Source organism: Nocardia sp. NPDC024068 (assembly GCF_040638875.1).
Taxonomy (GTDB): Bacteria; Actinomycetota; Actinomycetes; order Mycobacteriales; family Mycobacteriaceae; genus Nocardia.
Map to the genome: position 1 here is coordinate 39,352 of NZ_JBEZYU010000033.1, position 17,415 is coordinate 56,766.

A 17,415-nucleotide genomic window follows, 5' to 3' on the forward strand; every position below is an offset into this window, starting at 1 on the left:
AGCGGTTCAGGGCCAGCGGAAGTCGTGGGGCCGATCGGTCCAGATCTCCGACCAATCCCACAGCGGTTGCAGGGCTTCCCCGAGGCGCACCCCGGCGATGGTCAGTTCGTAGGAACCTTTCGGGCCGTGTTTTTCCACCAGGCCCGCCACCTGAAGCTGCTGGAGCCGGTTCGACAACATGCTCGACGAGCAGTTGCCCATCCGCCGGCGCAGTTCCAGGAACCCCAGCGGTCCGGGTTCCAGCTCCCACACCACGCGCAGCATCCACCGCTGCCCCAGCAGGTCGATTGCGGCCAGGATCGGTGCGTTGCCGGACTCCTCGGTCGGCCCGGCCGGGCCGCGATCATTTGCGCTTCTCATTTCGAAGCACCATAGTTGCTTCTCGATCAGAAGCATCCGGGAGACCGAGGAGACACCCGATGGACCGAACGGACCCGCCCACGCGACGAATCGTGCTGGTGACAGGCGCCTCCCGCGGTATCGGCGCCGCCACCGCCCAGCGGCTGGCGGCCCCGGACACCCACGTCCTGGTGAACTATCGCGAGAAGGCCAAACGGGCGCAAACGGTGGTCGATGCGATCACCGCGGCGGGCGGCAGTGCCTCGGCCATCGGGGCGGATCTGTCCGACGGCACCGCGGTCACCGAGATGATCGACCATATCCGCGCCCGATTCGGCCGCCTCGACGCGCTCGTGCTCAATGCCTCGGGTGGGCTCGAACGCGGCGCCGATCCCGGCTACGCGCTGCGACTGAACCGCGACGCGCAGGTCCGGCTCGCCACCCTCGCCCTGCCGCTCATGCCCGGCGGCAGAATCGTGTTCGTCACCAGCCACCAAGCGCACTTCCACACCCACGGCGGCGGACTGCCCGACGGATACGAGCCGATCGCCGCGAGCAAACGTGCCGGCGAAGACGCCCTGCGAGCTCTCCTGCCCGAATTCATCGACCACGGTGTCGGGTTCGTCGTCGTATCCGGCGATATGATCGACGGCACGATCATCATCCGGCTGCTGGAACGCCGCGACCCCGACGCCGTCGCGGCGCGGCGCACCCAGGGGCCATTGCCCACCGTGGAAGAGTTCGCGGTGGCCGTGGCCGATGCGCTCGATACCCCTGCCGCACCCGGGCAGACGTTCTACGTTGGCGGAGCGGACTATCTCACCGGCACCGTGCACCGGCCTCCGCCCGGCACGGAAACCATTTGACCTCTCGACCGTCCGGCCGATGATGTAGTCATGGCAGCACCGAGGGTGACCTTGCGGAAGATGACGGAAACCGAGTATGAGCAGGCTACTCGGCATCGCGAAGCCGAAGGCGCCCGTGAGCTCTCCCGGTTCATGCCGGAGGAAGAAGCATGGAACCGCTCACGGCAGGGGACGGCCCACTTCCTCCCCGACGGGCGTGATACCCCCGGTCATCACCTCGTCGTCGCCGAGAACGAGTCCGGCGAAGTGGTGGGAAATGCGTGGATCGGACCCGACCCGCAGGGCACGACCGGCACAGCGGACGCCGCGTGGCTGTACGACATCACCGTGTTCGAATGCTTCCGCCGCAACGGATACGGGTCCGCGATCCTGGCCGCCGCCGAACTCCTGGCCGGCGAGGACTACACAAGACTTGGGCTGAACGTGGTGGGAGACAACGAGGCGGCGATCGCGTTGTACCGCCGCAACGGATACCGCGTCTCATCGATGCAGCTGGACAAGCAGCTTCGTCCTCGGTAACCACTCCGGCGAGCGCGCTGCGCGGTATTCGGAAATGCAGCAATCGATGAACAGGACTGCGGTCAGGCCGGTCGGGGTGCGTACATGATGACCGCGACGCCGATCAGGCAGATGACTGCTCCGGTGACGTCCCAGCGGTCGGGCCGGAACCCGTCGAGAGCCATCCCCCACAGCAGTGATCCGGCGACGAAAACGCCGCCGTAGGCGGCGAGGATACGTCCGAAATGGGCGTCGGGTTGCAGGGTCGCGATGAACCCGTAGATGCCGAGCGCGATGACACCGGCGCCGATCCAGGCCCAGCCGCGGTGTTCGCGCACGCCCTGCCAGACCAGCCACGCTCCGCCGATCTCCGCGACCGCGGCAAGGACGAACAGCAGAATCGAGCGCAATACGGTCATGCGCAGAGCCTAAAAGGCAGGGTCACATGGCACCGGCAGCCGGGGCCGCGAGCGCACCGGCACTGAACGCGGTCAGCGGGCGCCACCGATCGCTGTGCCCGCACGCGCGGCGAATGCGTCGAGCACATCGACATACGCGCCGGGCACTGCGACCCCCATCACCAAACCCTCGGAGGTGGTGGCGAAGTCGAAGGTGAAGAACGCACAGCAACTCGACTCCCGAGCCGCCAGTTCCCGAGCGCCCGGCCCGGCAGCGGGATCGAGCACGATTTCGAGCCGGGCCGGGAACGGCCGGCGGGCGCTGCGCGCAGAGTCGGCGAAAAGCCGGTCGAACTCGGCGACCCGAATCGGCTGCTCCACGGTGGGCAGCGTGCACGCATCCGGCACCCACCCGGCACCGTCAGCAGAAGTCGTCATACCGCCACGATAAGCCTGTATCCGGGGACAGGCCGCACCCCCGGCACCCCTCCCGAGCGAGGTAGCCTCACCGTATCGGGACAGTCGCCGACGAGGTAGCCGGTGACGTCGAAGGCGACGCGGCCGTCGCCGGTGGTGATCCGCAGTGGGTGCAGGGTGATGATCAACCCGTGTTCGACGTTGCCGAAGGCCGTTCGATCCGCGTATTCCAAGCTCATCGCGGTCCTCCGATCGCAGTTCCCTGGTCCGGTTCGAACGATCGCGGCCTGCGGTATCGGTGAGGCACCTTCCGCGGGTGAACAGCGGCACTCGACTAAATCCGGTGCCGAGCGAGTACGGCAGCGGTGACGAGAATCTTCGCGGGTAGCGATTACTCCCCGGCCGGTGCTCCGTCTTATCGGTTGAACGCGCTACCAACCCGGCGCGACCGACCGAAGGACCGGATATGACCACCGCCAACCCCACCGCCAGCTACTCCGCCGACGCCGCCACCTACCGTCCCGGCAAAATCCGTAACCGCGTCCTGTGGACCCTGCAGATCCTGCTCGGCCTGTTCTTCATCATCGCCTCCGGCGGGCCGAAACTGGTGATACCGAACTCCCTGACCGAGAACGCCCCCGAGAACCTGACCATCCCCTTCGCGCTGCTCATCTTCATCGGCATCGTCGAGGTCGCCGGCGGTATCGCCCTGATGGTGCCCCGGCTCAGCGCCCTGGCCGCCGCGGGCCTGTCGGTTCTCACCGTCCTCGCCGCCGGGACACAGGCGTTCATCGCCGACAAACCCGCCATGGCGATCTTCCCGCTGACCCTCGCCGCGATCTTCGCCTGGATCGCCTACGAGCGCCGCGCCACCCTCACCGATCTGCGCGCCACGCTCTCGCGGTGACAAACCCATAAGCACGGTGGCGATCGGTGGGCTCACCCACCGATCGCCACCGTGTGTTCCCGGATCGATCGCCCGTCGGGTTGGCGGCGATCGATCCGGCGGACATCCGGCCCGCGCGATGGTGCCCGGAATATCGGTGGTGCACCCGATCGGCGCCCCCGGGTGATCCGATCCGGTCGCGCGGAGACACTGGAGCCATGACAGCCGAGCTGCGTTCCCTCACCGTCGACATCGACACCGGCCGCTGGCGCGAAACGGTCCTCACGGAAGTGGATCTGACCATCCCCGCGGGACAGATCACCGCACTGCTGGGCGGACCCGGTGACGGCAAGACGATGATCGCCTACGCCCTCACCGGGCGCCTGCCCGAATCGGCCCGCGTATCGGGCGAAGTCCGGGTCGACGGCAGTATCGGCTACATACCCCAAGATGGTATCGATACCTTCGCACGGGACCGCACCGTCGGTGTCCAACTCCGGGAACTGGCACAGGAATACCGATCCTGGACTGTCGAGCAGGCCTGCGCCGCCGCCTGCTATCCGTCCGATGCCCAGGACCTCTTTCCGCAACACAATTCCGCCGGTCAGATCCAGCGCGCAGCCGTCGCCGCTGCCCTGCTGGCCGCCCCGTCCCTGCTGGTCGCGGATGGCCCGACCTCGTCTTTGGATCAAGGCAACGCCTTCGGCGTCTGGAAATCGCTGCGCGAATACGCCGACTCGGGTGCTGCCCTGCTCGTCATCACCCACGATGTCCCTCTGCTCACCGCGACCGGTTTCGCCGACCGCCTGGTGATCATGAGAAAGGGGCAGATCCGCGCCTCCGGAACACTGCCGGAGCTATCGACCTCCGACGACCCACTGGTACAGATGTATTTCGGAGGTTTTTGAGGCCGACGGCGCCGGGCCGGTTACGGCCGGGATCTACGCCGCCGTCCGGCGACGGCGCGAATCCGGCGATGCTCGACGGCGCCGAACTCGCGCAGGCGATCGTCGCGCTGCTCGGGTTCACCTCGGAGACACACTGGCCGCGGTACGCGCGCAAGCACCTGGCCGGCATGTTCCCCTACCTGCCGCAGCAGTCCGGCTACAACAAGCGCCAGCGGGCCACGCTCGGGCTGGTCGAACACTCGGTTCGCCTGCGCGCTTTAGGCGGCGTCGGGTGGTTCGACGTCGATAACGACCAGTTTGTCTTGTCGGTAGCTGTCCAGGTCGGGGGTGTTCCAGCTCTCACCGCTGCGGATTCGATGAAACCGGAACGTTGCGTTGGTTTCGTTCGCGCCGACGATGAAGCGCACCGCAGTAGGCGAGTCGAGCTCGTAGACCAGCCGGCTCATCACCCGCGCCAACGCGACGCCGTGCACGAGCAGAACCCGCTGGTCGTCCTCCTCGATGAGCGGTTGGTTGTCCACAACCGCGACGGCCACCGCAACGAAGTCCTCCAGATGGAATGAACTGTCGCCAGCTTCCCAGTAAGACAAGTTGGGAAAGAACGACGGTGCGTTGCCGGCATCGGCGGCCGAGTCGGCCCACGTCAACACCTCACCCCGGCGGGCAATTCCGCGCGCGGCCTGCTCACGCAAACCGGAGGCCAATCCTGCCCGTGGCTCCATGACCCCGAATCCCGACAGCACACCCAAGGTCACCGCCGCCCGATCGTTCATCTTCACCGTGAGCACGCCAGCGAATATCCCACACCCGACTGCTGACCAAGCAAACGCACTATGAGCCCGGCGGCCTTCGGATTTACTCGTCTAGGTGATCAGTGCCAGGATTTCGTCGGCCGTGGCGACCCGGCCCAGTACCGGGAACACCCGGGTCAGCGACCTCTCCTGACCGGCAGGGTCGGGATCCGATACCGCGTCGGCGGCCACGACCACATCGAAGCCCAGATCGTAGGCATCGCGCGCGGTCGACTCGACACCGAAGGTCGTCGCCAGGCCCGCCACGACGACCGTGGTGACTCCGGCGGCGCGCAGCCGCTGTTCGAGATCGGTGCCGGCGAACCCGCTCCATCCCCGTCGACGCAGCAGCGGTTCGTTCCCGGCAGGCGCGGCTTCCGGCGGGATGACGGTCTGTTCCGCGCTCCAGCTCTGTCCCGTATCCGCGTAGGTGGTACGTCCATCGGGGGTGCCGGTCGCGATCAGGTGCACCACGGTGCGCTCGGCCTTGCGGAATCCGGCGAGCAGCAGTGCGACCCGATCGAGCAACCGATCCGCGGTGACGGCTCGCGCATTGGGCAATGTGCCCGACTGCATATCGATGACGACCAGAGCGGTGGCCGGGGGAATTTCGGTGATCGGCATACGGCTCATCCTGCCCGAGACCGGCCGGTTCCGGGCGCCGAAGAGATCGGTTGTCGATCCCCCGTCCCCCTTTCAGGTTATACACGATTCGAGGTCCTCATGAGGCATCGGCCGGTGGTCCATAATCGCCCACGAAACCCGAAACCTACAGGTGAGGAAGTGTCGGGATGGGCTACGTGCTGGGCTTCCAGGAGATCGACCGGAACCGGGTGACGGTCGTCGGCGGCAAGGGCGCGAACCTCGGCGAACTGTCACGAATGGACGGTATCCGGGTGCCGGACGGCTTCTGCGTGACGACGGACGCTTTCCGCCGGGTCATGGCGGGCGTACCCGCGATCGAGGATTCGCTCGAACGGTTGTCATATCTCGACGCGGGAGATCGGGAGTCGATCCGCGTGCTGGGCGCGCGGATACGGCAGGCGATCGAAGAAGCCGGCATTCCCGGTGAGGTGGCCGCGGAGATCACCGGTGCGCTCACGCGGCTCGGTGCACACGACGCGTATGCGGTCCGGTCCAGCGCCACGGCCGAGGACCTGCCGACCGCGTCGTTCGCGGGTCAGCAGGACACCTATCTGAACGTCGTGGGACCGGCGGCGGTACTCCGGGATATCGGCCGGTGCTGGGGTTCGCTGTTCACCGAACGGGCCGTCACCTACCGGCTGCGAAATGGATTCGACCACCGGAATGTGCTGATGGGGGTGGTCGTGCAGCGGATGGTGTTTCCGGAGGCGGCGGGGATCATGGTCACCGCCGACCCCCTCACGTCCAACCGGAAGGTCGTTTCCGTGGACGCCGGTTTCGGTCTCGGCGAGGCCCTGGTTTCCGGTCTGGTCGACGCCGACGTCTACAAGGTGCGCGACGGCGTCGTCACCGACCGGACCGTCGCCGCCAAACGGCTCGCCGTCGTGCCCGATCCGGCGGGCGGCACACATCATCAGCCGATCGAGGGCGAACGGCAGCAACGGCCGGCCCTGACCGACGCGCGGATCGTGGAACTCGCCCGGTTGGGGCGTCGAATCGAGGCGCATTTCGGCAGCCCGCAGGACATCGAATGGTGCCTGGCCGATGACGGGTTCCGCATTGTGCAGAGCCGGCCGATCACCACCCTGTTCCCGATTCCCGACGCCGCCGACGACGCGAACCGGGTGTACGTCTCCGTCGGCCACCAGCAGATGATGACCGATCCGATCACACCGCTGGGGATCTCGGTATGGCAGCTGACGAGCCGGGCGCCGATGCGCCACGCGGGCGCTCGGTTGTTCGTGGATGTCACCGAGAGTCTGGCGTCACCGGCCGGTCGCCGGGCCGTGGTCGACGCGCTGGGCAGATCCGATCCGCTGATCGGGGACGCACTACGGACCGTCCTCGCACGTGAGGATTTCATCCGATCGGTACCGGACGACTCTCCCGCCACCCCACCGGCCGGCGCCGGGCCCGCCCCGATCGAGGCCGATCCGGCGATCGTCACCGAGCTGATCGAGGACAACCGAGCTTCCGTCGCGACGTTGCGACGCGATATCGAGACCAGGTCCGGACCGGATCTGCTCGACTTCATCCTGGCCGATTTCCCGGAGATGCAGCGGCTCATGTCCGACCCGCGCAGCTATCAGGTGATCATGGCGGGTATGGAGCCCGCCTGGTGGCTCAACGAGCATATGCAGGAGTGGCTGGGCGAGAAGAACGCGGCCGATACGCTCGCACAGTCGGTTCCGCACAACATCACTTCGGAGATGGGTCTGGCGCTGCTGGACGTCGCGGATGTGATCCGGCCGTTCCCGGAGGTGGTGGACTTCCTGCGGCACGTCGAGGACGCGGGCTACGAGGACAGGGGTTTTCTCGACGCCTTGGTGGAGGTACCGGGCGGCCGCGCGGCACGGGCGGCTATCGATTCCTTCCTCGACAAGTACGGGATGCGCTGCGCCGGCGAGATCGACATCACGCGACCGCGCTGGAGCGAACGCCCCGCCGCGCTCGTGCCGACGATCCTCGGCAATATCAACAGCTTCGAACCCGGCGCGGCCGCACGACATTTCGACCGGGGTCTGCGGGAGGCCCGGCAGAAGAAAGAAGAGCTGCTCGCGCGCCTACGTGATCTGCCGGGCGGAGAATCGAAGGCCGAGGAGACGGCCCGCATGATCGACCGGCTGCGGACCTTCTCGGGCTACCGGGAGTACCCGAAGTACGGCATCGTCAGCCGCTACTTCCTCTACAAACAAGCCCTGCTGCGCGAGGCCGGTCGTCTCGTGGCGGCCGGGGTCCTACGCGCGCCGGAGGACATCTTCTACCTCACCTTCGACGAACTACATCAGCTGGTGCGCACACATGAGGCGTGTGACCGGCTGATCCGTGAGCGGAAAGCCGAGTTCTCCGCGTATCGGGCACTCACACCGCCCCGGGTACTGACCTCGGACGGCGAGACCTTCGCCGGCGAGTACCGGCGCACCGACGTACCGGCTGGGGCCCTGGCCGGAATGCCGGTGTCCGCGGGCATCGTGGAAGGACGGGCCCGCGTCGTCTCGGATATGGCGCAGGCCGACCTCGAAGCCGACGACATCCTCGTCACCGCCTACACCGACCCGAGCTGGACCCCGTTGTTCGTCGCCATCAAAGGTCTGGTGACGGAGGTGGGCGGGACGATGACCCACGGTGCGGTGATCGCCCGCGAATACGGCCTGCCCGCACTGGTCGGTGTGGAGCACGCCACCCGGCTGATCCGCGACGGTCAGCGGATCCGCGTGAACGGCACGGACGGGTACGTCGAAATCCTGACAGGCGGAACGGGCGAGACCGGAGCACGGTGAGGGACGTACCGGCTCCGGCTCCGCGCCGCAACAGCGCTACCGCCGGGTTTCCGAGGCGGTCGGGCAATGGCTCATACCTGCTCGGTGTGTAACGCCGGGTAGTCGGTATAGCCTTCGGCGCCGCCGCCGTAGACGCGATCGCGTGCATATTCGTTGAGCGGGGCTCCGGCGGCGAATCGGGCGGGCAGGTCAGGGTTGGCGATGAAGTGCCGTCCGAACGAGAAGATATCGGCCAGCCCGGTATCCAGCACCTTCTCGCCCGCGTCCCGCGTGGTGGGAGACGGGCCGTTGAAGTTCGCGATGAGTGTGCTCGACCAGCGTGGGCGCAGGTCGGCAAGCGCGGCGTAGTCACCGCGTTCGATCACGTGGAGGTAGGCGAGGCCGAGCGGATCGAGGGTGTCCAGGAGAGCACGGTAGGTGTCCTGCGGGTCGCGCTCGGCGATCTCGTTTTCCGGGTTGTCCGGCGAGATGCGCAGGCCGACCCGTTCGGCGCCGACTTCGGCCGCGACGGCTGTCACGATATCCACAGCCAGCCGGAGCCGGCCGTTGCGGGAGCCGCCGTAACGGTCGGTCCGCCGGTTGGTGTTCTCTGCAAGGAACTGCTGGATGAGATAGCCGTTCGCGCCGTGCACCTCCACACCGTCGAATCCGGCCGCGATCGCATTGCGCGCCTCGGCCACGAAATCCTCGACCGTCGCATCGGCTTCGGCTGTGGTCATGGCTCGCGGGGTGACATGCTCCACCATCCCCTGGCCGGTGAAGATCGGTGCGCCGGTGATCCGCACGGGCGAGGGCGCCAGCGGGATCGCACCCCCCGGCAGAGTGAACGGATGGGTCATCCGGCCGACGTGCCAGAGCTGGGCGAAGATGCGCCCGCCCGCCGCGTGCACCGCGTCGGTTACCGACCGCCAGCCTGCCACCTGCGCTTCATCGACAAGGCCGGGGATGCCGGGGCCACCCTTACCCAGGACGTTGGGGTAGATGCCCTCGGTCACGATCAGGCCGGCGCCGGCGCGCTGTGCGTAATAGTCCGCGGTGAGTGGATTCGGGACGCCCGTGGCGTCGTCCGCGCGCCCTCGGGTCATCGGGGCCATCGCGATGCGGTTCGGCAGGTCGAGCACGCCGCGCCGGTATGGACGGAACAAAGAACTGTCGGACATGAGATTTCCTTGCCGGAGAGAGGGATCGCGGGTCAGCGAGCGAGGGCGGTGACTTCTACTTCGATCTGCCAGTCCGGCCGAGCCAGCGACGACACTTCGAGCAAGGTGTCGGCCGGGTAGGGCTCGCTGAGGAACTCCTCGCGCAGCTGAATGACCTGGTCCAGATTGGCGGCCATATCGGTGACGAAGATGCCGACTTTCACCACGTCGCCCATGCCTGCCCCGGCCTGCGCCAGAACTCGCTCGATATTGGCGAACGCCTGCCGGCCCTGGGTCAGAAAGTCGTCGGAAACAGTATTTCCTCGCTCGTCGATACCTGCCTGCCCGGACACATGGAGCAAACCGCCGGCCTCGATGGCCTGTGAGATCTTGTATGGCGCGTACCAGTCGGGCGTGGTGGAGATCTTCTTGATGCGCTGCACGGTCATCGGTAAACCCCTTCGAATATTGCATGTACATGCAATTAATGTAGGTACATGCAGATGTTGTCACTGCATGTACTCTGATGTCAAGACAGGAAGGCAGGAATCATGGAAGCGGCGATCTGGGACCAGATGGTGACCCTGCACGGCATGGTGACCCAGCGGCTGGCCAAGGAGATGCAGCGACGCCACAGCATCGGCCTGTCGGAGTATCAGGCCCTGCGACGGCTCGCGCACGCCGAGGACGGGGAGCTGCGGATGCAGGAACTGGCCGAACTCATCGGCCTCAACCAGAGTTCGGTCAGCCGCCTGGTCGCCCGCCTGGAATCAGGAGGCCTCAGCCGTCGCGATCATTGCCCCAAGGACCGGCGAGGCGTATATACCGTGATCACCGAAGAAGGCCGCGCCCTGCAGCGGGAGGCGGAGCCCACCTACCGGGACGTTCTGGCCGAAGCCCTGGACGAAGCCGCCGCCGACGCCAGGGTGAGCGAATTCGCCGCCCGGCTCCGGGTGTGACCCGGCGAGCAGGCCGAAGCCACCTTCTCGCTCAGACGCGCTCTTTGGACCGCGTCCGCACCCGCAGCGCGATCGGCTTCTGAGTTTCGGCGAAGAAATCGTTGCCCTTGTCGTCCACCACGATGAACGCCGGGAACTCCTCGACCTCGATCTTCCAGACCGCCTCCATACCCAGTTCCGGGTATTCGAGGACCTCGACCGATTTGATGCAGTCCAGCGCGAGCCGGGCCGCCGGCCCGCCGATCGAACCGAGGTAGAACCCGCCGTGCTCCTTGCACGCCTTGGTCACCTGGGCGGAGCGGTTGCCCTTGGCGAGCATCACGTGCGATCCGCCGGCCGCCTGGAACTGGTCTACATAGGAGTCCATCCGGCCCGCGGTGGTGGGGCCGAAGGAACCGGAGGCGTAGCCGTCGGGGGTTTTCGCCGGACCGGCGTAGTAGACGGCCATATCGCGCAGGTACTGCGGCATCTCCTCGCCCGCGTCGAGGCGCTCCTTGATCTTGGCGTGCGCGATATCACGGGCCACCACCAGCGGGCCCGACAGCGACAGCCGGGTCTTCACCGGGTATTTCGACAGTTCGGCGCGGATCTCGTCCATCGGGCGGTTCAGGTCCACCTGCACCACATCACCGCCGAGTATCGCATCGGTCTGCTCGGGCAGGTACTGCGCGGGTTCGCGCTCGAGCTGCTCCAGGAACACGCCCTCGGGGGTGATCTTGGCCAGCGCCTGCCTATCGGCGGAGCACGAGACCGCGAGCGCCACCGGGCAACTGGCACCGTGGCGGGGCAACCGCACCACGCGGACATCGTGGCAGAAGTACTTACCGCCGAACTGTGCACCGATCCCGAAGGACTGGGTCAGTGCGAATACTTCCTGTTCGAGTTCGAGATCGCGGAAGGCGTGCCCGGCCATCGAACCCTCGGTGGGCAGGTTGTCCAGATAGTGCGCGGACGCGTACTTCGCGGTCTTCAACGCGAACTCGGCGCTGGTGCCGCCGATGACCACGGCGAGGTGGTAGGGCGGGCAGGCCGCGGTGCCCAGCGAACGGATCTTCTCGTCCAGGAACTCGAGCATCCGGTTGGGGTTCAGGACCGCCTTGGTCTCCTGGTACAGGAAGGATTTGTTGGCCGAACCACCACCCTTGGCCATGTACAGGAACTTGTAGGACGGCTTCGCGGGATCGCCGGGCGCGGAGTAGAGCTCCACCTGCGCGGGCAGGTTGGATCCGGTGTTCTTCTCGTCCCACATGGTGAGGGGCGCGAGCTGCGAGTAGCGCAGATTCAGTTTTGTGTAGGCGTCGAAAACGCCGCGGCTGATCCATTCGGCGTCGTCGACGCCGGTGAGCACACCCTCGGATTTCTTACCCATCACGATGGCGGTGCCGGTGTCCTGGCACATCGGCAGGATGCCGCCCGCGGAGATGTTCACGTTCTTCAGCAGATCCAGTGCGACGAACCGGTCGTTGCCGCTGGCCTCGGGGTCGTCGATGATCCGGCGCAGCTGGGACAGGTGCGCGGGCCGCAGATAGTGGCTGATGTCGTGCATCGCCTCGGCCGTCAGCATCCGCAGGACCTCGGGGTCGACCTGGAGGAAGGTACGGCCGCCGGACTCGAAGGTACTGACGCCCTCGGTGGTGAGCAGCCGGTACGGGGTGTCGTCGGCGCCGATCGGGAGCAGGTCTGAATAGCGGAACTCGGGCGCGGTCACCGATCGCACTCCTTTGGAAGTGGGCTGCTGGTCTAACAGGGCGCAGCCGCGGGTGACGGCCACTGCGCCGGGGGTCGAGCACAGCGAGCCTAGCGGCCGACCCTCGCACCACCTGGAGTTAGGCAATCCTAAATCCTACCCCGGACGGAGCAGCCGTTCCCCGCGTGCTTCACCGGGGGTTCACGCCACGCCTTCCCATCCATGGCCGGCCGTCACCCGTGCACATGCAGCCCGAAGCTCGTGCGGCCCGGGGACTCCAGTCCTTCTTTCAGATGCAGCGAGGGGATCTCATAGTCACCGAAGTTTTGCCGCCGGAAGGCGATCGGCTCGGTCGACTCCAGGGTGAGCAGGCGCTGTTCCCAGGTCGCGGCGACCTCCGGGTAGCTCTCGGCCGTCATTCGGTCGGTGCCGTACAGCACGAACGGCGGCAGCACCTCGATACCCGGGTAGTAGAGGATGCCGTGGTGGATCGGGAACAGCAGATCGTCGATGGGGCCGTTGATCCCGCGGGCCGCGTAATGCGATGCCGGGCCGCCGGCCGTCACCGACAGCAGCGCCTTCCTGCCCGCCAGAGTGCCTTCGCCGAAACGTTCGCCGTACCTGGTGTCACTGTGCTCGCCGACGCCGTAGGCGAAGTGGTAGGTGAAAACGCGATCCACCCAGCCTTTGAGGATCGCGGGCATCGTGTACCACCACAGCGGGAACTGGAAGATGATCGTATCCGCCCACAGCAGCTTCTCCTGTTCGGCGAGCACATCCGGGGTGAGCGTCCCGGCGTCGAAGGCCCGGCCCGAGTCCAGGGCGACCCGCAGCGGATCCGAGGCGTCGGGACCGTAATCCGCGGCGTCCACGACCGCCTTCCAGTTCATCGCGTACAGATCGCTCACCCGCACCTCGTGGCCCGCGGTCTCCAAGGTGGACACCGCGAGGTCCTTCAGCGAGCTGTTGAGCGACTTCGGCTCCGGATGGGCGTAGACGATCAGCGTTTTCATGGGAACTCCTTCGGATCGGATGCCTTCGATCCTGGGCGCCACGCGGCCCGGTGTTCAGGGGCGCCGCTTCCATCGGACAGGACTTCCTGGTAACAGCAGGACCACCTTCCCGGGCGCCACCCGAGGCCATACTGAGGCATGGACGATCTCGCGAGCTTCCTGCGGACCCGGCGTTCCCGGGTCGACCCGGCGGTCGTCGGCATCGCCGTCGACCGACGCCGCCGGGTGGAAGGGTTGCGCCGTGAAGAGGTGGCACACCTGTCCGGAGTCAGCGTCGATTACTACGTGCGTCTGGAACAGGGCCGCGCGACCCAACCCTCCGAGCAGGTCCTCGACGCGCTCGCCCGCATCCTCGGTCTCGACGAGACCGAACGCGGGCACCTGCACCGGCTCGCCCGCCGGCGCCGCCGCCGCGCGAAAGCACCGGGCGGACGGATCCGGCCGGAGTTACTGCGTGTCCTCGACCTGGTCACCGACGCGCCCGCCCTGATCATGGACCACCGCCTCGATGTGCTCGCCGGGAACCGCCTCGCCGGGCTCCTCTACGGCCGGTCGGCACCGGGGCTGAACACCGCACGTCATATCTTCCTGGAGGAAACCGAGCGCGGCCTCTACGCAGACTGGGAACAGTGCACCCTCGACGTGGTCGGGCACCTGCGCCTGGCCGCCGGCAAATACTCGGAGGACCCCCGCCTCGCCTCGCTCATCGGCGAGCTGGCGATGGGAAGCGAACGTTTCCGCCGCCTCTGGGCCCGCGCGGACGTGCGCGCCCGCACACACGGCCGCAAGGCCTTCCAGCACCCACTGGTCGGGCTGCTGGAACTACACCAGGAGAACTTCGCACTACCGGATGGATCAGGTATGGAGCTGCTGGTGCTGTCCGCGGCCCCCGGCAGCCCCGCCGAGGACGGACTGCGCCTGCTCGCGAGCTTGGGTGCGGACGTCGGGGAAGGCGAACCCGGGATGTTCGAGCACCCGCACCCCGCAAGCTGATCGAGCACCTCGACGGGGCCGACCGCGGCGGGTCTACGTGGCGGCCGAGCCGTGCGTGCTCGACCGAGTCACTCGAGGATGGTCCGCCCGTGGCCGGGTGCGGCTTCACGTGACCGGCCGGGGCGGCCGGTCACGTGACTGCACGGCGCGCTACGCCGACCGGGTCATACCGCTTCGGTAGCCGATTCCGGAACGCGCAGCTCCCCCGCTGTGCCGATGCCCAGCCGCCGTTCGAAGCCCTCCGGGACGACGATATCGGAGCGGTCCAGATCGGTGACGCTGGTCTTGCGCAGCCCCAGCAGCGCGGAATCGATACCGCCGCGCAGGATGTCCAGCACGTTCTCCACACCGGCCTGCCCGTTGGCCGCGAGACCCCACAGGTAGGCGCGACCGATCATGACCGCCCGCGCACCGAGTGCCACCGCCTTGACCACATCACTGCCGCGGCGGATACCGCCGTCGAGCAGGATTTCGATCTCGTGGCCCACCGCGTCCGCGACCACCGGGAGGGCGCGAATGGAAGCCGGGGTGCCGTCGAGGTTGTTACCGCCGTGATTGGACACGGAAATGGCGGCGACCCCGGCGTCCACGGCACGGCGCGCGTCGTCCACCCGCATCACGCCCTTGAGCATCACCGGGCCGTCCCACTGCTCGCACACCCAGGCGACATCGGCCCAATCCGGCGCCGTCGTGCCCATCCATTCGCCGTAGGCACCGAAGAAACCGGGCGCGGGAGCGTCACCCAGGGCCATATTGGGGGCGGTGAGGTCGGGCAGCGATCCCGACTTCAGATAGGTGGTGAGCCAGCGCGGTTTGGTGATCACCTGCGGCGCGAAACCCGCCATCGTCTTCAGATCCAGTTTTTCCGGGATCACCGGGCTGCCCCAGTCGCGGCCGTGCGAGAACGACCAGTCGAGCGTGAGGATGAGCCCGACCGCGCCCGCGGCCTTCGCCCGCGCCATCCGCCCGGCGATATCGTCCTTGCTGCCGCACCAGTAGAGCTGGAAGAAGGTCGACGGATTGGCGGCGACCACTTCTTCGACGGGTTTACTCGCGAACGAGGACAGCCCCATCGCGGTACCGCGGGCGGCCGCGGCACGAGCGACGGCGACCTCACCGTCGGGATGGACGGCCTGGACACCGGTGGGCGAGATGATCACCGGCATCGAGATCTGCTGACCCATCACGCTGGTCGACTGGTCGCGTTCGCCGATCGGGCCGGCCGCGTGCGGCGCGAAACCGAGTTCGGCGAAGGCCGCCTGGTTGTCGTCGATGGTCTGACCGCGTTCGGAGCCGGCGACCAACGCGCCGTACACCGATTTCGGCAGGCGTTTCTTGGCGCGCCGATGCGCTTCGGCCACGGTTTCGAACCACGGGTTCATGGTCGGATCCTTTCCACTGGTTCCGGCCACCATTGCCGGACCTGTTCGGACAATTGAGAGATGAGTTCGGTGAGCAGCCGGGCGCCTTCCTCGGCGGACGCGCCGGTGGGATCACCGAGGACCCCGTTGGCACTCACCGCCCTGACACCACCGGCGCGTAGTTCGGGCAGGATCTCGGCCAGCGGCCGGGTATCGCCGCGCCGGATACGGCCGGTGCGCACCCGATCCGGCGCGAGCCCGAGCTGCAGGGAGGTTTCGGTGCGGCCCGCGTGGGCGTCACCGCGGTACCGCGGCAGATAGAGACGGATATCGCGCGATTCCCCGCGCAGCCGGTCGACGGCGCGCCGCAGTGCCTCCACATTGCCGCCGTGTCCGTTGACCAGGACGATGCGATCGAAGGTATCGGTCGCGGAGCGGCACAGTTCGACGATCAGGAATTCGAGCGCCTCCTGGCCGATCGACAGGGTTCCGGGGAATCCGCTGTGCTCCCCGCTGGCGCCGTAGGCCACGGCCGGAGCGACCAGCACCTCGGGGCAGCGGGCGGCGAGGCCGGTGGCCAGGGCGACGGCCAGATCGGTATCGGTCGACAACGGCAGTTGCGGGCCGTGCTGCTCGGTCGAGCCGACCGGCACCGCCAGCACCGGTCCGGCGCCCCGGAGGGCATCCACTTCCGGCCATGTGAGGTCCGCCACCATCATGCGCCGACATTAACGTCAGTGACTGACATAATCAAGTGTGGTTGCGATGACGGATAATCCCCCCGTGACTGCACAGCATTCCCGGGGGCGTCCACGCGGCACCACCAAACGGGAGCTCGAACTCATCGCCATGCGGTTGTTCAGCGAGCAGGGGTTCGACGAGACGACCGTCGAGCAGATCGCCGCCGCGGCGGGAATCAGCGGGCGGACGTTCTTCCGGTATTTCCCCGGTAAGGCCGAGGTGCTGTGGTACTCGTTCGACGACGAGGTCACGGCACTGCGGGCGGCCTTCGCGACGGTGCCCGACGCCGAGCCGATGATGGCGGCGGTACGGCGGGTCGTGGTGAACGCCAACCGGTATCGCGCCGAGGACGTACCCGAGCTGCGGATCCGGATGAAGCTGGTCGCCTCCGTTCCGGCGCTGGCCGCCACGGCCGGGGCCCACTACGACGCCTGGGAGCGGGCAGTGGGTGAGTTCGCCGCGACCCGGCTGGGCGAACCCACGGACGCGCTCATCCCGATGGCGGTGGGCCGGACCACCCTCGCGGCGGCCCGGGCGGCGTTCGACGCCTGGCTGGCGCGAGCGGACGCGGATCTCACCGTGTACCTCGATCACGCCCTGGCCGGGCTCGAGCGGGGATTCGACGCGCCGGACGCCGATCGCCGGGCAGCCACACGGCAAACTCGACCGGCAGGTTTCGACGACATGGGCACGAGGGTATGACTAGGCTCGGTATCGGCACGACCGCCGAAGTAACTACGATGTACCGGACCGCCGTCGAAAGGGGCACAAGTTACATGTCCGAGGTGTCCATGGGCCTTTCGGCGGACTCATTGGCTGCGGGCCCCGTCGACAATCTGCTCCCGCAGCTCGTCGAACATCTGCGCCAGAACCGCACCGCGCTCCGGGAGGAGTGGGCTCGGCGTATCACCGAGGCGCGCCTGCTCACCGCGATGACCCCGGAAGAGGTCTTCTCCGAGGCGACATCGGTCTACGACAACTACGTCGAGGTCCT

At 67.3% G+C, this 17,415-nt stretch carries 20 protein-coding genes and 2 pseudogenes; 10 read left to right on the plus strand and 12 right to left on the minus strand.

The window, feature by feature from the left end; all coding sequences use genetic code 11:
• Positions 1-6: 6 nt before the first annotated feature.
• On the minus strand, positions 7-360 hold the full coding sequence (locus tag AB0F41_RS21970) for a helix-turn-helix domain-containing protein (protein ID WP_357426603.1): 354 nt from the start codon (positions 358-360) through the stop codon (positions 7-9).
• A gap of 59 nt (positions 361-419) precedes the next feature.
• On the opposite strand from AB0F41_RS21970, the gene AB0F41_RS21975 reads away from it, so the two are divergent.
• Together AB0F41_RS21975 and AB0F41_RS21980 are read left to right on the plus strand one after the other, a co-directional pair.
• Positions 420-1,205 (plus strand): SDR family oxidoreductase, encoded by a 786-nt coding sequence (locus AB0F41_RS21975; protein ID WP_357426605.1) that lies wholly within the window; start codon positions 420-422, stop codon positions 1,203-1,205.
• Positions 1,206-1,235: 30 nt separating this feature from the next.
• The gene (locus AB0F41_RS21980; protein WP_357426607.1) at positions 1,236-1,724 is read left to right on the plus strand and encodes a GNAT family N-acetyltransferase; all 489 of its coding nucleotides are present in this window, start codon (positions 1,236-1,238) and stop codon (positions 1,722-1,724) included.
• A 62-nt stretch (positions 1,725-1,786) separates the two neighbouring features.
• Here the strand turns inward: AB0F41_RS21980 and AB0F41_RS21985 are convergent, their stop codons facing one another.
• The 3 genes from AB0F41_RS21985 to AB0F41_RS21995 form a co-directional block, all read right to left on the minus strand.
• A complete protein-coding gene (locus AB0F41_RS21985) occupies positions 1,787-2,122 on the minus strand; it encodes a YnfA family protein (protein WP_357426609.1) in 336 nt (111 codons plus the stop codon).
• A gap of 72 nt (positions 2,123-2,194) precedes the next feature.
• A complete protein-coding gene (locus AB0F41_RS21990) occupies positions 2,195-2,539 on the minus strand; it encodes a hypothetical protein (protein ID WP_357426611.1) in 345 nt (114 codons plus the stop codon).
• Positions 2,536-2,757 (minus strand): hypothetical protein, encoded by a 222-nt coding sequence (locus AB0F41_RS21995; protein ID WP_357426613.1) that lies wholly within the window; start codon positions 2,755-2,757, stop codon positions 2,536-2,538. The genes AB0F41_RS21990 and AB0F41_RS21995 overlap by 4 nt, the downstream gene beginning before the upstream one ends.
• 227 nt (positions 2,758-2,984) lie before the next feature.
• Here AB0F41_RS21995 and AB0F41_RS22000 point away from each other — a divergent pair, with 227 nt between their 5' ends.
• The 3 genes and pseudogenes from AB0F41_RS22000 to AB0F41_RS22010 form a co-directional block, all read left to right on the plus strand.
• The gene (locus AB0F41_RS22000; protein ID WP_357426615.1) at positions 2,985-3,425 is read left to right on the plus strand and encodes a DoxX family protein; all 441 of its coding nucleotides are present in this window, start codon (positions 2,985-2,987) and stop codon (positions 3,423-3,425) included.
• 197 nt (positions 3,426-3,622) lie between these two features.
• Positions 3,623-4,312, plus strand: coding sequence for an ATP-binding cassette domain-containing protein (locus tag AB0F41_RS22005; RefSeq protein WP_357426617.1), 690 nt, complete (start codon positions 3,623-3,625; stop codon positions 4,310-4,312).
• A 107-nt stretch (positions 4,313-4,419) separates the two neighbouring features.
• Positions 4,420-4,530 (plus strand): annotated as a pseudogene (locus AB0F41_RS22010) (IS982 family transposase); the annotation flags it as partial.
• 39 nt (positions 4,531-4,569) lie between these two features.
• On the opposite strand, the gene AB0F41_RS22015 reads toward AB0F41_RS22010, so the two are convergent.
• Both AB0F41_RS22015 and AB0F41_RS22020 read right to left on the minus strand, forming a co-directional pair.
• Positions 4,570-5,100: a hypothetical protein gene (locus tag AB0F41_RS22015; RefSeq protein ID WP_357426644.1), complete on the minus strand. Its 531-nt coding sequence runs from the start codon at positions 5,098-5,100 to the stop codon at positions 4,570-4,572.
• Between the two features lie 75 nt (positions 5,101-5,175).
• A complete protein-coding gene (locus tag AB0F41_RS22020) occupies positions 5,176-5,727 on the minus strand; it encodes a cysteine hydrolase (protein WP_357426619.1) in 552 nt (183 codons plus the stop codon).
• A gap of 167 nt (positions 5,728-5,894) precedes the next feature.
• Here AB0F41_RS22020 and rph point away from each other — a divergent pair, with 167 nt between their 5' ends.
• Positions 5,895-8,528 (plus strand): rifamycin-inactivating phosphotransferase, encoded by a 2,634-nt coding sequence (rph, locus tag AB0F41_RS22025; protein ID WP_357426621.1) that lies wholly within the window; start codon positions 5,895-5,897, stop codon positions 8,526-8,528.
• Positions 8,529-8,599: 71 nt separating this feature from the next.
• Here the strand turns inward: rph and AB0F41_RS22030 are convergent, their stop codons facing one another.
• The gene (locus AB0F41_RS22030; RefSeq protein WP_357426623.1) at positions 8,600-9,688 is read right to left on the minus strand and encodes an alkene reductase; all 1,089 of its coding nucleotides are present in this window, start codon (positions 9,686-9,688) and stop codon (positions 8,600-8,602) included.
• 32 nt (positions 9,689-9,720) lie between these two features.
• The gene (locus AB0F41_RS22035) at positions 9,721-10,116 is read right to left on the minus strand and encodes a RidA family protein (RefSeq protein ID WP_357426625.1); all 396 of its coding nucleotides are present in this window, start codon (positions 10,114-10,116) and stop codon (positions 9,721-9,723) included.
• A gap of 102 nt (positions 10,117-10,218) precedes the next feature.
• Here AB0F41_RS22035 and AB0F41_RS22040 point away from each other — a divergent pair, with 102 nt between their 5' ends.
• Positions 10,219-10,626: a MarR family transcriptional regulator gene (locus tag AB0F41_RS22040; RefSeq protein ID WP_357426627.1), complete on the plus strand. Its 408-nt coding sequence runs from the start codon at positions 10,219-10,221 to the stop codon at positions 10,624-10,626.
• Between the two features lie 31 nt (positions 10,627-10,657).
• On the opposite strand, the gene AB0F41_RS22045 is transcribed toward AB0F41_RS22040, so the two are convergent.
• Together AB0F41_RS22045 and AB0F41_RS22050 are read right to left on the minus strand one after the other, a co-directional pair.
• Positions 10,658-12,334 carry a fumarate hydratase gene (locus AB0F41_RS22045; RefSeq protein ID WP_357426629.1) on the minus strand — a complete coding sequence of 559 codons (1,677 nt, stop codon included), beginning with the start codon at positions 12,332-12,334 and terminating at the stop codon, positions 10,658-10,660.
• Positions 12,335-12,546: 212 nt separating this feature from the next.
• The gene (locus AB0F41_RS22050; RefSeq protein ID WP_357426631.1) at positions 12,547-13,326 is read right to left on the minus strand and encodes an NAD(P)H-dependent oxidoreductase; all 780 of its coding nucleotides are present in this window, start codon (positions 13,324-13,326) and stop codon (positions 12,547-12,549) included.
• Between the two features lie 138 nt (positions 13,327-13,464).
• Between AB0F41_RS22050 and AB0F41_RS22055 the strand changes: the two genes are divergently transcribed.
• Positions 13,465-14,319, plus strand: coding sequence for a helix-turn-helix transcriptional regulator (locus tag AB0F41_RS22055; protein ID WP_357426633.1), 855 nt, complete (start codon positions 13,465-13,467; stop codon positions 14,317-14,319).
• 164 nt (positions 14,320-14,483) lie between these two features.
• On the opposite strand, the gene mftD is transcribed toward AB0F41_RS22055, so the two are convergent.
• On the minus strand, positions 14,484-15,701 hold the full coding sequence (gene mftD, locus AB0F41_RS22060) for a pre-mycofactocin synthase MftD (RefSeq protein ID WP_357426635.1): 1,218 nt from the start codon (positions 15,699-15,701) through the stop codon (positions 14,484-14,486).
• The gene (gene mftE, locus AB0F41_RS22065; RefSeq protein WP_357426642.1) at positions 15,698-16,396 is read right to left on the minus strand and encodes a mycofactocin biosynthesis peptidyl-dipeptidase MftE; all 699 of its coding nucleotides are present in this window, start codon (positions 16,394-16,396) and stop codon (positions 15,698-15,700) included. Before mftE ends, mftD begins: the two co-directional genes overlap by 4 nt.
• Before the next feature lie 67 nt (positions 16,397-16,463).
• On the opposite strand from mftE, the gene mftR reads away from it, so the two are divergent.
• The gene (mftR, locus tag AB0F41_RS22070) at positions 16,464-17,123 is read left to right on the plus strand and encodes a mycofactocin system transcriptional regulator (RefSeq protein WP_357426637.1); all 660 of its coding nucleotides are present in this window, start codon (positions 16,464-16,466) and stop codon (positions 17,121-17,123) included.
• Positions 17,124-17,197: 74 nt separating this feature from the next.
• Positions 17,198-17,415, plus strand: a pseudogene (locus tag AB0F41_RS22075) (anti-anti-sigma factor); the annotation flags it as partial.